Source organism: Paraburkholderia sp. J69-1 (genome assembly GCF_905220255.1).
GTDB lineage: Bacteria > Pseudomonadota > Gammaproteobacteria > Burkholderiales > Burkholderiaceae > Paraburkholderia.
On record NZ_CAJMZG010000003.1, the window covers coordinates 517,731 to 530,746 of the forward strand.

At 66.1% G+C, this 13,016-nt stretch carries 11 protein-coding genes; 5 read left to right on the top strand and 6 right to left on the bottom strand.

What is annotated here, in order from left to right:
• Nucleotides 1-4 precede the first annotated feature (4 nt).
• The gene (locus U5A67_RS07950; protein WP_321813628.1) at nt 5-1,870 is read right to left on the bottom strand and encodes a hybrid sensor histidine kinase/response regulator; all 1,866 of its coding nucleotides are present in this window, start codon (nt 1,868-1,870) and stop codon (nt 5-7) included.
• An 11-nt stretch (nt 1,871-1,881) separates the two neighbouring features.
• Entirely contained in the window at nt 1,882-2,478 is a 597-nt protein-coding gene (locus U5A67_RS07955; RefSeq protein WP_321813629.1) for a molybdopterin-dependent oxidoreductase, read from the bottom strand.
• Nucleotides 2,479-2,704: 226 nt separating this feature from the next.
• Between U5A67_RS07955 and U5A67_RS07960 the strand changes: the two genes are divergently transcribed.
• The 3 genes from U5A67_RS07960 (at nt 2,705) to U5A67_RS07970 (ending at nt 5,122) form a co-directional block, all read left to right on the top strand.
• Nucleotides 2,705-3,652 (top strand): phosphoribosyltransferase, encoded by a 948-nt coding sequence (locus tag U5A67_RS07960; protein WP_205987106.1) that lies wholly within the window; start codon nt 2,705-2,707, stop codon nt 3,650-3,652.
• 130 nt (nt 3,653-3,782) lie between these two features.
• Nucleotides 3,783-4,409, top strand: a complete 627-nt coding sequence (locus tag U5A67_RS07965; RefSeq protein ID WP_205987107.1) for a glutathione S-transferase family protein — start codon at nt 3,783-3,785, stop codon at nt 4,407-4,409.
• A 65-nt stretch (nt 4,410-4,474) separates the two neighbouring features.
• Nucleotides 4,475-5,122, top strand: a complete 648-nt coding sequence (locus U5A67_RS07970; protein WP_321813630.1) for a Fur family transcriptional regulator — start codon at nt 4,475-4,477, stop codon at nt 5,120-5,122.
• Between the two features lie 173 nt (nt 5,123-5,295).
• Here the strand turns inward: U5A67_RS07970 and U5A67_RS07975 are convergent, their stop codons facing one another.
• The 3 genes from U5A67_RS07975 to U5A67_RS07985 form a co-directional block, all read right to left on the bottom strand.
• Nucleotides 5,296-5,706, bottom strand: coding sequence for a response regulator (locus U5A67_RS07975; protein WP_240161245.1), 411 nt, complete (start codon nt 5,704-5,706; stop codon nt 5,296-5,298).
• Nucleotides 5,707-5,903: 197 nt separating this feature from the next.
• A complete protein-coding gene (locus U5A67_RS07980; RefSeq protein ID WP_321813631.1) occupies nt 5,904-7,421 on the bottom strand; it encodes a deoxyribodipyrimidine photo-lyase in 1,518 nt (505 codons plus the stop codon).
• Nucleotides 7,422-7,576: 155 nt separating this feature from the next.
• Nucleotides 7,577-8,299: a TetR/AcrR family transcriptional regulator gene (locus U5A67_RS07985; protein WP_321813632.1), complete on the bottom strand. Its 723-nt coding sequence runs from the start codon at nt 8,297-8,299 to the stop codon at nt 7,577-7,579.
• 117 nt (nt 8,300-8,416) lie between these two features.
• Between U5A67_RS07985 and U5A67_RS07990 the strand changes: the two genes are divergently transcribed.
• Nucleotides 8,417-9,943, top strand: coding sequence for an MDR family MFS transporter (locus tag U5A67_RS07990; RefSeq protein WP_321813633.1), 1,527 nt, complete (start codon nt 8,417-8,419; stop codon nt 9,941-9,943).
• 182 nt (nt 9,944-10,125) lie between these two features.
• Nucleotides 10,126-11,430 (top strand): MFS family transporter, encoded by a 1,305-nt coding sequence (locus U5A67_RS07995; RefSeq protein WP_205987112.1) that lies wholly within the window; start codon nt 10,126-10,128, stop codon nt 11,428-11,430.
• A 45-nt stretch (nt 11,431-11,475) separates the two neighbouring features.
• Here U5A67_RS07995 and U5A67_RS08000 read toward each other — a convergent pair whose 3' ends face one another.
• The gene (locus U5A67_RS08000; protein WP_321813687.1) at nt 11,476-12,849 is read right to left on the bottom strand and encodes a PLP-dependent aminotransferase family protein; all 1,374 of its coding nucleotides are present in this window, start codon (nt 12,847-12,849) and stop codon (nt 11,476-11,478) included.
• Nucleotides 12,850-13,016 lie beyond the last annotated feature (167 nt).

Below are 13,016 nucleotides of genomic sequence, written 5' to 3' on the forward strand. Positions count from 1 at the left end.
GCGGCTAGAGCGCGCGCTCGTCCTGCGGCGCATTGAACGCGCGCTGCAAGGCCGCGCGCAGCACTTCGTAGTGCACGGGCTTCGGCAGCGCGTCGAAGAACGGATTCTCTGCCCCATTCTCCCTTTGAGCCGATGGTGAAAGCGCCGTGACATCGGCGCTCACGGCAATCACGCGCGGACGTTTGCGCGCCTGCGCACCCGCGCGCGCATCCAGCCCCGCCACGAACGCATAGCCATCGCGGCCCGGCATATGCAGGTCGAGCAGCACGACATCGCAAGGCGTGGCGTCGAGGCTGGCGAGCGCGCCATCCGCGTCGCTTGCGGCCAGCGCCGCGTAGCCCATATGCGCCACCATCTCGCACAGCGACTCGCGCACCAGCGGGTTGTCGTCGACGACCAGCACCTGCGGCTGCACGCTTTCCTCGCGCACCGGCGGCGCGAGCGTTTCGGCCACGGGCGGCGGCACCGCCGTGACCGGAATCGTCACCGTGAAGGTCGTGCCCTCGCCCACGCGGCTATCGGTTTCGATCGTGCCGCCGAACAGATCGACCAGCCCGCGCACGATCGCCAGCCCCATCCCCGCGCCCTCGTAGCGCCGCGCACGCGACGAATCGAGCTGCGTGAACTCCTTGAAGATCAGCGGAATCTGCGCCGCCGACACCCCCGGCCCGGTATCGCTCACGCTGATCGCGAGCGCCTGCGCGCCGTTCGCACCTTCGTCGCTCGCGGCGAATTCGATACGCACCGTACCGCGCTCCGTATAGCGGATCGCGTTGGTCACGAGGTTGTTGGCGATCTGGCGGATGCGGTGCGGATCGGCCACCACGCAGCGCTGCAAACCGCGCCACGCATGGTCGAACGCCAGCCCGCGCGCACGCGCCGCCTGCTCGTTTTCATCGACGATCGACTGCAGCAGTTCGCGCGGACAAAACTCCTCCTGGCGCAGTTCCAGCTTGCCCGCGCCAAGACGCGCGTAATCGGTCAGATCCTTCATCTGCGCTTCGAGCTGGCGCGCGGCCGTTTCGAGTCGCTGGATCACCTTGCGGTCCGCTTCCGAATGCGAGTTGAAGCCCAGCAGTTCGATCGACGAAACGATCGCATGCAGCGGCGTGCGCAACTCGTGGCTGATCATGCCGAGGAACGCGTCCTTCGCCATGCTCGCCTCGCGCGCGGCGCGGCTCGCCTGGTGTTCGGCCTCCAGCGCCGCGTGCTGCTGGCGAATCAGACGCGTGCGCCGGTAGCCGTTCATCACCAGCAGCACGGCCGCCGCCGCCGACAGCATCAGCAACACCAGCCCCGCCGCAAACAGTTCGCGGCGCTTGGCGATGAAGTCGCGGCGGATCGCCTCGCGCTCCGTGACATCGGCGAAACGACGATTGAGCGCGAGGTCGGTGACGTCGGTCCAGTGCGTGTCGAGCGCGGTGAGCATCGGCACGGCGCGCTCGGGGTTTTCGGCGAGCGTGGCGATCTGCGCGTCGAACGGCGCGATGGTCGCGTCGATCACGGCGAGATCGGCTTGCTGGCGCTGCATCAGGTCGGGCATGCCCGCGAGCGTGCGCGTCGAGCCCTTCATCACGTTGAGCTTCGATTGCAGCAGTTCGTAGCGCAGCCGCACCTTGTCGAGATCGCGATCGATGCCATCGGCGTAAATCAGCAACTGGCTTTCGAAGCGCGCGTAGGCGATCTGCATCTGCGCGGCGTCCCAGTAAAGGCCGTCGTAGTTGCCGGTGAGACGCTGCACGACCTTGGGATTGAGCAGATTGGCGTAGAGCAGATAGCCGACCGCCATCACCGGCGGCGCGAGCGCGACGATCCAGATCAGCACATGAAGAAAGCGCCGCAGCGGACGATGCATCATCGTCGAACTCATCGATGTAAAACTCAGGCCTTGATGGTCATCGAAACGATCTGCCAGGCGAACTTGGAATCGCCGGCCGCGCCGTCGAGTTCGAGCGGGAACTGGTCGCGTGGATAGATCAGGAACAGCGGGCCGAAGTCGCTCACCTTCAGGCGCTGGCCGTTCATCGCGTAGGCCAGCACGGCGCCGAAGCGCGCGGCATCGGACATCGGCACGAGACAGGTGTAATCGTCGATGGTGTGGATTTCGATCTGGCTGCCGTAAGCGCCGACGGTTTTCAGCACGTCGGTGAGCAGCGGGCCCGTGAAGGTCGAGCGCGGCGTCCAGGTCGTGGCGGTCGAGATCGCATGCACGGGCAGCTTGAGCAGATCGGCTTCGCTGAAATGATAGGCCGTGTGCGCAGCGTTATTGGTCACGCGCACCTGGCCGTCGACGTCGAGCGCGAGCGCGCCGCCCGCCGCCGCCCGCGCCGGGCGCGGCAACGGCAAGGCAGCCGCGCTCAGCAGGCCCGCCAGCGCGAGAGTGAAGCGCCTGCGTTCGACACTTGCGGGCCGGTCTGTGTGCCGGCTTTCGTCGCGATTCGTTTCCTGCCTGTTCTCCAGGACAATGCGATCCTGCATCTGCTCGCCCCCTGGCGCGTGATGGTCGTGTGGTCATCGGCTTTCGCGATCGCGCCCCATCATGGCCGGCTTGGCCAGTCTGGGCGCGCGAGCCTCGCCGGTCTGCATGAGACGGCAAGCATAGGCATAATATCGTCAAACATTGATCCGACAATAGACGTGTTCTTCGCTCACACATTCGCGAGCGTCGTGCATCTGACCGTCATCGTGCTGCATTTGCCATCAAATGAATAAACCCGTCGTTCCGCTCACTTACGAACAGCTCGACCATTGGGTCGAATCGCTGCAACCGTTGCTGATCGAGGAGAAATTCGATGTTGTCGTGGGCATCCTGCGCGGCGGTGCGCCGCTCGCGCTGATGGTGTCGCACGCCACCGGCGCAAGCGTCGCGTTCCTGCGCTACACCCGCGAAACGCGCGAAGTGCGCTGGGACTCCACCTTGCCGATGCCCGAACCGGGCGCCAAGGTGCTGCTCTGCGAGGACATCGCTGGGCGCGGCCACACGCTGGTCGACTGCATCGCGTTCCTGCGCGAACACGGCATCGTGGTACGCACGCTCACCGGCGCCTACGACGATCTGAGCCGTCTGCGCCCGGATTATTCGATCGACGCGAGCGGCTATTTCGCGCTGTTCCCGTGGGAGCGCCAGGCCTACACCGACCGCTATCGCGCCGACTGGGTGCGCGAGGGCGCGCGCGAAGGCGCCTCGATGGCCGACGACCACGAGTACACCGTCTACGCAATCGATCTCGACGGCATCCTGCTGCCCGATATTCCGCTGATGCGCTACGACGAGGATCTCGAAGCCGCCCTGGCCGAACGCGACGCGCTGTTGCCGCTCGACCGCATTCCCGATATCGACATCAAACGCGCCCGCGCGATCATCACGGGCCGCCCGGAGGTCGACCGCGAACGCACCCAGGCGTGGCTCGATCGCCATGGTTTCGGCCACCTGGAACTGATGATGCGCACGCCGGGCGAACACGACGACACGCCGTCGGGCGCCGCCGCGCACAAGGCCGCTGCGGCCGTGCGCTGCGGCGTGACGCACTTCATCGAAAGCGACCCGGTCCAGGCCATCTATATCGCGCAACAGGCGCCGCTGCTGCGCGTGATCTGGTGGAACGCGCAGGCGCGCGTGGGCACGATGATCGGCGCGTCGGCCTGGGGTTAGGACGTTCGCGTTCGTTGCGCCGTGACGCCCAGCGCCTATGCTGGTTAGAACGTATCCCCATAGAAGCGTATTGCGCGCTGTTGACGAGCGCCTTTTACCCTGATTTTTGCTGCAAAGGAGAGTGCACCGGATGATCAAAATCTGGGGACGCGCCAACTCGGTGAACGTCCAGAAAGTGCTGTGGTGTTGCGACGAACTGGTGCTGCCGTTCGAGCGCATCGATGCGGGCGGCAAGTTCGGCCATCTCGACGAGCCCGACTATCTCGCCATGAATCCGAACGCCAAGGTGCCGACGCTGAAAGACGGCAACTTCGTGCTCTGGGAATCGAACGCGATCCTGCGCTATCTGGCGATGGAATACGGCCCGTCGAGCATGCTCTATCCGGCCGAGCCGAAAGCGCGCGCCGGCATCGAGCGCTGGCTCGACTGGTCGATCGGCACGCTCGCGCCAGCCGAGCGGCCGCTGTTTCTCGCACTCGTGCGCACGCCGCCCGAACAGCGCGACGCCGCGAAGATCGAAGCCGACCTCGCCAGTACGGCCGCGCTGTGGACGCTGCTCGACCAGCATCTGCAAGGCCGCTTCTTCCTGGAAAACGAGCGCTTCACGCTCGCCGATATCGTGCTGGGTTCGTTCGCGCGGCGCTGGTACGGCCTTGAAGGCGTCGAGCGCCCCACCTTGCCGAATCTCGATCGCTGGTATCAGCGGCTGGCGCAGCGCCAGGGTTTCCGCAAGTACATCGACCTGCCGCTCACCTGAGCGGCGCAACGAAGCCGCGCCCGGCACGCCGGGCGCGCGCGCGGCGTGCCCCGTATAATCGCAGCATGAAGACAGCAAAACCGTCCCCGGACACCTCGGCCCTGCATGCGCACAGCGCGGCGCACGACCACGCACACGATCATGATCACGCCCACGCGGCGCACGATCACGCGCATGCGCACGGCCACAGTCACGCAGCGGGCGGCACGAATGAACAGGGTGCGTCGAGTGCGGCATCGCTCGAAAGCGCACTCGCGCTGGCCGAAGCCTATTGCCGCGAACGCGGCGAGAAGCTCACGCCGATCCGCCGCAAGGTGCTTGAACTGTTGATGACGTCGGGCCGCGCGACCAAGGCCTATTCCCTGCTCGACGAAATGCGCCAGATCCATCCTGGATCGGCGCCGCCGACGGTCTATCGCGCACTCGACTTTCTGCTCTCGGCCGGGTTGATCCACCGTATCGAATCGATCAACGCATTCGCCGTCTGCCACGATCTCACGCAATGCCAGCACGGCATTCTGGTGGTCTGCCAGCAATGCGGCAACGTCACCGAACTGCACGAGCCGAAACTGCGCCAGGCGCTGGTCGCGCAGATCGAAGCGGCGGGTTATCGGCTCTCGGGCGACGGGATCGAATTGAAAGGCGTCTGCGCGCAATGCCAGGCGAACGAGCAGGCCGGCGCGCAAGGCGCAAGCGCCGCCGCACACTCCTGATCGCCTCAACTCCTTCCGTATCTAGCGGCTGAAATTTAAGGGCTGAATCGCAGCGTCCAGGCCGCGCATTTCCCGCGCGGCATTCAAACCGCGCGCGAATGGCGCAACGCGCAGGCAGCGATGCAAGGCCAAGGCCGAAGCCGCCTCACGCGCCGCCGCGCTCCGTCAAACCATCAGGACGACTGGCGTGCGTCGATCGCGTCGCTGAGCAACGCGACCAGCGCCTCCGGCTTGGCCGGCTTGGTCATGAAGTGCTGGAAGCCCTCGCCGATGCTGCGCAAGCGCCAGCTTTCGTCGGTGTGGCCGGTCAGCGCCACGGCGACCGCCGGTGCGTGATCGCCGCGAATCTCGTGGTCGCGCAGGCGCTGGATCAGGTAAAAACCGTCCATCGCGGGCAGATCGAGATCGCACACCACGGCATCGGGGAGCAGGCTGAGTGCTGCTTCGACGCCGGTTTCGGCGTCCTCCACCGCTACGACCCGGGCACCTTCCGCTTCCAGCAGCGAAGTGAGGGAGTCCCGGCTCTGCGGGTCGTCTTCGACCAGCACGATGGTCGTCTGGTCGAGCTTGTGTACTGCGTTCATTGTGTTTGCTTGAATGCCGTTCTGTCTGTTTGGCTTGCCACGCGGCCGGGCAGGCGGCGCGGCTCGCATGGCAACCCGTCCCGGACACCTGCTTCTGCGTGACCGGGCGCTCCATTAGAGCAATATTGATGCCGTGCGTTCAGCCGCGCGCACGATAACTGCCGCCAGCGTCACGCCGATGACAGCCGCGCAGCCTGTTATTTCTGTGACTTTCCTTTGCGCCTGGGCTTTTCTTCGTCGTCATCGGCGGCGAGATGTTTGCCTTTGCCGGTTTTCGCGAACGCTTCGAGCGCCCGCTGGCGCGCCATATCGTGCTCGACGACCGGCAGCGGATAGTCCTTGCCCAGGCGCACGCCAGCCTCGGCCAGCTGCGCTTCGCTGGCCTTCCAGGGCTGATGGATCATCTTGTCGGGCAGGCCCGCGAGTTCGGGCACCCATTGGCGCACGTACAGCCCGCGCGGATCGAACTTCTGGCCCTGCAGGACCGGATTGAAGATGCGGAAGTACGGCGCCGCGTCCATGCCGCAGCCCGCGACCCATTGCCAGTTGGCGGGATTGCTCGCGCCATCGGCGTCCACCAGGGTGTCCCAGAACCACGCCTCGCCTTCGCGCCAGTCGATCAGCAGATGCTTGGCGACGAAAGACGCCACCACCATGCGCACGCGGTTATGCATCCAGCCCGTGTGCCACAGCTCGCGCATGCCGGCATCGACGAGCGGATACCCCGTCAGCCCGCGCTGCCAGGCGCGCAGCCCCTTGGCGTCGCGTCGCCAGGGCATGGCGTCGAAGGCCGCGCGCAGGTTGCGTTCGGCGAGATCGGGCCAGTGGAAGCGCTGGTAGTAACAGAACTCCCGCCAGCCCAATTCGCTGAGGAATTTTTCGGCACTGGTTTCGCGGCGCGTGGGCGAGCCGCCATGGCGGCCGTGCTGCGCATGCTTGAGCGCCGCGAACGCCTGGCGCGGCGAGATCGCGCCAACGGCCAGATACGGCGAAAGCCGGCTGGTTGCCGCGACGCTCGGTTCGTCGCGCTCGTCGGCGTAGGCTTCGAGATCGTCGGCGAGAAAGGTGCGCAGTCGCTCCAGCGCCGCTTCTTCGCCCGCCTGCCAGGCTTCGCGCATGCCGCCAGCCCAGTCGGGCTTCTGGGGCAGGAAGCCGAGATCGGCGAGCTTCGATGCGTTGCGGGTAAGTCCTGCCGGTAGCGATTGAAAAATCATCCGTTCCGGCGCAGATTCGGGCGGCGGCGGGTCGCCCACGCGGCGGCAGGCGCGCCAGAACGCCGTGTAGACCTGGAACGGCTCGCCGGACTGGTTGAGCACCGTCCACGGTTCGTACATCAGCGCGCCGTTGAAGCTTTCGACCGTCAGGCCGTTGTCGCGCAGACGCGCCTTGAGCGCCGCATCGGCTTCACGCTCCTTGCCGCCATAACGGCGGTTCCAGAACACGCCGGTCGCGCCGGTCGCCGCGATACAGGCGTCGATCACCTCGCCCTGCGCGCCCTCCATGATCAGGAGGCGTCCGCCCTGCTCGTGCAGCGCGGCATCGAGCGCCGCCAGCGTGCCGTGCAGCCACCAGCGCATCGCGCCGCCGGGCGCGCGCTCGCCAGCGGCCTGCGGATCATGGATATAGAGGCAGATCAGCGGTTGCCCGGTCGCAGCGGCGTGCGCGAGCGCGGGTTGGTCGGCCAGACGCAGATCGTCGCGAAACCAGACGATCACGGGAGCGGAAGCGGAAGCGGATTTTTTCGGAGACAGACGGACCTCGACGAAGGGAATGCCGTGCGCTGCGCGCCCCGGCTTGCGAGGCGCAGCGTACCACGCGCCACGTACGGCGCCAGCCCGGGACTACGCGGGGTCTACGGCGGGTCTACGCCTCAAGCAGGCCGTATGCCCTGGGTGATGAGCGCGACGGCGTGACGGGCGATTTCCTCGGCGCCAACGTTGCGCGGCACGACGTCGTTGCGCCAGACCGGCGCGGTGGCGAGCGGCAGCAGCGTGAGGCCGAGCAGCGACTGGAACAGCAGCGACGGCTCCAGCGCCGGGTTGAGCTTGCCCTCGCGCTGCCAGCGCACGATGGCCTCGTGCACGCGATGCTGCTGCGCCTGGCCGAAACGTTCGTGCATACGCTGGCGCAACAACCCGCCTTCGCTGATGACCTCGCGCACCCACAGCGGCGCGAACCACGGATTGGCCTGCCCCACTTCGACAAAGCGGCGCGTGAGCGCCGTGAGCGCCGCCACGGGATCGTCGGGATGCGCCTCGAAGCAGCCGCCAAACGCGGCGCGCTGCGGAATGAAACGCTCGTCGATCAACACGTCGATCAACTGGTCGCGCGTCTTGAAGTAATAGTGGACCATCGCCGACGTCACGCCCGCCTCGCGCGCGATGGCGGCCAGCGTCGTATCGAGAATGCCCTGGCGCGCGAACAGCGCCAGCGCGGCGTCCAGCAGGCGCTCGCGCTGCTCGGCCCCGCCGCCCGCGCTGCCGCTCGGGCGCCCTGGGCGGCGCACCGCAGTTTTGGGTGCCTGAACGTGTTCCGCAGCCTCATCGGCGTGAACAGCCGGCTTCTTCACCTTCGTTTCGTTCGACTCTTTCATCTCGTTACTTCTAATGGCTTTGACCGGCAACCGGAATTATCCTAATATTAATCGTCGCGTTAATTAATTTCAAGATTCCCGATGCCTTCAAAGCTTCACAAGGCTGGAGATTCCCCGATGCAAACCACCACTCAGCCCACCGCGAACGAACCTGCGTTAGCCGAGAGCGCCGCGCAGTCTCACCCGCCGCTGCGCCTGCTGTTCCCCGCGCTGCTGCTCGTCATGCTGCTGGCCGCGCTCGACCAGACCATCGTGTCGACGGCGCTGCCCACCATCGTCGGCGAACTGGGCGGGCTCGACCGGCTTTCGTGGGTCGTGACCGCTTACCTGCTCACGTCCACCATCGTCGTGCCGCTGTACGGCAAATTTGGCGACCTGTTCGGCCGCAAGATCGTGCTGCAGACGGCCATCGTCATCTTTCTGATCGGCTCGGCGCTGTGCGGCGTCGCGCAGAACATGCCGCAACTGATCGCGCTGCGCGCGCTGCAAGGCATCGGCGGCGGCGGTCTGATGGTCGTGACGATGGCGGCCGTCGGCGACGTCATCCCACCCGCGCAGCGCGGCAAGTATCAAGGCATGTTCGGCGGCGTGTTCGGTCTCGCCACCGTGGTCGGGCCGCTGCTGGGCGGTTTTCTCGTCGAGCATCTGTCCTGGCGCTGGATTTTCTATATCAACCTGCCGCTGGGCGCGCTTGCGCTGGTGGTGATCGGCGCCGTGTTCAAGCCGCGCGTCGCGCAGGTCAAACACGTGATCGACTATATGGGCGCGGGCTGGCTGGCCGCCGCGCTCACCTGCCTGATCCTCTTTACCAGCGAAGGCGGCTCGCTGCTGCCGTGGAATTCGCCGCAACTCTGGCTCACCTTGCTGATGGGCGTGGTCGCTGTCGCGGGCTTCATCCACGAGGAGAAACACGCGGTCGAACCCATCATGCCGCTGGCGCTGTTTCGCGAGCGCACCTTCGTGCTGTCGAGCCTGATCGGCTTCATTGTGGGCGTGTCGCTGTTCGGCTCGGTCACGTTCCTGCCGCTGTATCTGCAGGTCGTCAAAGGTTCGACGCCTTCGCAGGCCGGCGTGCAGATGCTGCCGATGATGGGCGGCGTGCTGATCATGTCGATGGTGGCAGGCCGCATCATCAGCAAGATCGGCAAGTACCGCGCGTTTCCGATCGCCGGCACCGCCTGCGTGGCCGTGGCGATGATGCTGCTCGCGCGGCTCGAAATCGCCACGCCGCTCTCGCATATGTATCTGTACATGGGGCTGCTCGGCTGCGGGCTCGGCATGGTGATGCAGGTGCTGATTCTGGCCGTGCAGAACACGGTGGAGTTTCGCCACATGGGCGTGGCGACCTCGGGCGCGACGCTGTTCCGCTCGATTGGCGGCTCGGTGGGCGTGGCCGCGTTCGGCGCGGTGTTCTCGCACGGGCTGCATACGCGCCTCGCCGCCCTCATCAGCGCCGATGTCGAACTGCCCCAGCCGCTCACGCCCGAAGTGATCCGCCATCTGCCGCCCGCGCTGCACGCGCAGTATCTCGACGCCTTCGCGGGCGCGCTGCATACCGTTTATCTCGCGGCGGCGTGCGTGGTCGTGCTGGCTTTCGCGCTCTCGTGGTTCATGCGCAACGCGCCGCTGCGTACGCATCAATAAGCGCACATCGGCGGCGCTTTCGATAGCCGCCCGATCGTCCCCTTTATCCCCTGCCCGGCCTGCGTGCCGGGCTTTTTCTTTCATTTTCCATGCCATAAATTACAATCCGCCATTGCCCGGCCGCAATATCCGCAATATCGCAGCGGCCGGCGCTATGACAGACAGACAAAAGGAGACCCCTCATGGACGTCAAGACTCCCCCCGTCGTCCCGGACGCGCACGACACCCGCCGCCGCGTATTCGCCATCGTCGGCGCCTCATCGGGCAATCTGGTCGAGTGGTTCGACTTTTACATTTACTCGTTCTGCGCGCTCTATTTCGCGCCCGCCTTCTTCCCGAGCGGCAACACCACGACGCAGCTGCTGAACACCGCCGGCGTGTTCGCGGCAGGCTTCCTGATGCGCCCGATCGGCGGCTGGCTGTTCGGCCGTATCGCCGACCGCCACGGCCGCCGCACCGCGATGATGATTTCCGTGCTGATGATGTGCGGCGGTTCGCTCGTCATCGCCGTTTTGCCGACCTACGCGCAGATTGGCGCGTTCGCGCCGCTGCTGCTGCTGATCGCGCGCCTGTTCCAGGGCCTTTCGGTCGGCGGCGAATACGGCACCAGCGCAACCTACATGAGTGAAGTGGCGCTGAAAGGCCGCCGCGGCTTCTTCGCGTCGTTCCAGTACGTCACGCTGATCGGCGGCCAGCTTTGCGCGCTGCTGGTGCTCGTGATCCTGCAACAGACGCTCTCGACCGAAGAACTCAAGGCGTGGGGCTGGCGCATTCCCTTTGTCGTGGGCGCAGCAGCCGCGCTGATCTCGCTCTATCTGCGTAAATCGCTCGACGAAACCTCGACCAGCGAATCGCGCCACAGCAAGGACGCCGGCACGATTCGCGGCGTGTGGCAGCACAAGGGCGCGTTCCTCACGGTGGTGGGTTTCACCGCCGGCGGCTCGCTGATCTTCTACACGTTCACGACCTACATGCAGAAGTACCTCGTCAACACGGCGGGCATGCACGCGAAAACCGCCAGCAACGTGATGACCGGCGCGCTGTTCGTCTACATGCTGATGCAGCCGCTGTTCGGCGCGCTGTCGGATCGCATCGGCCGCCGTCAGTCGATGATACTTTTCGGTGTGTGCGCAACCATCGGCACGGTGCCGTTGATGCACGCGCTCAAGGACGTGTCGAGCCCATTCGCCGCATTCGGGCTCATCACGCTTGCGCTCGCCATCGTCAGCTTCTATACGTCGATCAGCGGGCTCATCAAGGCCGAAATGTTCCCGCCCGCCGTGCGCGCGATGGGCGTGGGCCTTTCGTATGCGGTTGCGAACGCGCTGTTCGGCGGCACGGCAGAATACGTCGCGCTGTGGTTCAAGTCGATCGGCAGCGAAACCACGTTCTACTGGTACGTGAGCGCGTTGTGCGCGATCTCGCTGATCGTCTCGTGGCGCATGCGCGATCCGAGCAAGGAAGGCTATCTGCGTCACGAGCCTTGATGTTTCGAGGCGCGATTGTGTTGCGCCGCCCGCTGGCGATTTCGCTCAAGCGGGCGTAGCAGCGCGCTCCATCGCGCGTAGCAAGGTCTCGTAGACCTTGGGCCGGTTGCACTGCGAAGCGTTGAAACGCAGAAAGCGGCCGGCATTGCGCGACACGCTGAAGACATTGCCCGGCGCGAGCACCACGCCGTCCGCCAGCGCCTCGCGCGCGACCTGCGCGGCATCGAGTCCATCCGGTAGTTGCGCCCACAACAACATGCCGGCCTGCGGGCGCGTCCACGCCGTCAAGCCCGCCGATGCCAGTCGCCGCAGCGTGTCGCCCATGGCATCCGCCAGTTGCGCGCGGAGTCCATCCAGATAGCGCCGATACGTGCCGTCCACCAGCAGACGCTGCACGAGATCGGCGGCCAGTTCCCCATTGCCGAACGACACCGCCAGCTTGAGATCGACGAGCGGTTCGACCCAGTCCGCACGCGTCGCGATATAGCCGCAGCGCGCGGCCGCCGTCATGGTCTTCGAGAAACTGCCGATCGCCACCACGCGCGCGAGGCCGTCGAAGGCTGCGAGGCGCGGCGCGGGATCGGTCTCGAAGTCGGCGAAAATATCGTCCTCGACGATCAGCAGATTGTGTTCTTCCGCGAGCTTGAGCAGCCGGTGCGCGACCGTGGGCGCGAGCGTCGCGCCGGTCGGGTTGTGGATCGCCGAATTCGTCACGTAAAGACGCGGCCGGTGCGCCGCGAGCACGCGCTCGAACGCCGCCAGATCGGGGCCGGTGGGCGTGTACGGCACGCTCACAATCTGCACGCGATGCACGCGCAACAGCGCCTGAAAATTGAAGTAGCACGGATCGTCGACCACCACCGTATCGCCCGGTTCGAGCAGAAAGCGGCAGACGATATCGAGCGCCTGGCTGCCGCCGTCGGTCAGCACGATCTGTTCGGGCGCGGCGTCGATGCTGTGCTGGCCGAGCCGCCATGCCAGATGCTGACGCAGCGCGGGCGAGCCGAGCGGCGTGGCGTAATCGGTCAGTTGCGCGCGCGGGTCGCGGGCGATGGCGCGCAAGGCGCGACGCACCGCGTCCTGCGGCAGCCACGAAGCGGGCAGCCAGCCGCAGCCGGGACGCAGCGCACGCGCATCGGTTTCGAGCGACTGGCGCGTGAGCCAGAGCGGATCGATTTCACGGTCCATGTTCGGGCCGGGCGCGCTACCGGTTGCCCGCACCAGCGCAGCGGCGTGCCCCGCCACGAAGAACCCGGAACCGCGCCGCGCCGCCAGCGCGCCTTCCGCCACCAGACGCTCGTAAGCCTCCACCACGGTCGACTTCGACACGCCCATCTGCTCGCTCATCATGCGGATCGACGGCACGCGCGCCCCAGCCGCGAGCGCGCGCGTGGCGATGCGCTCGCGCACGGCCTGCATCACCTGCTCGACGCGGGTGAGCGCCGCATGCGCTGTCTGGTACATAGCCGGGTGCGTGTCTTCCATCTGTACTGCTCCGTATTCAATACAGTTTGTCGAAATTGTACTGATGCTTAGCTTACCGGTTTGCCCGCGCGCGCGCATGATCGGCCGATCGGCCCAGGCCA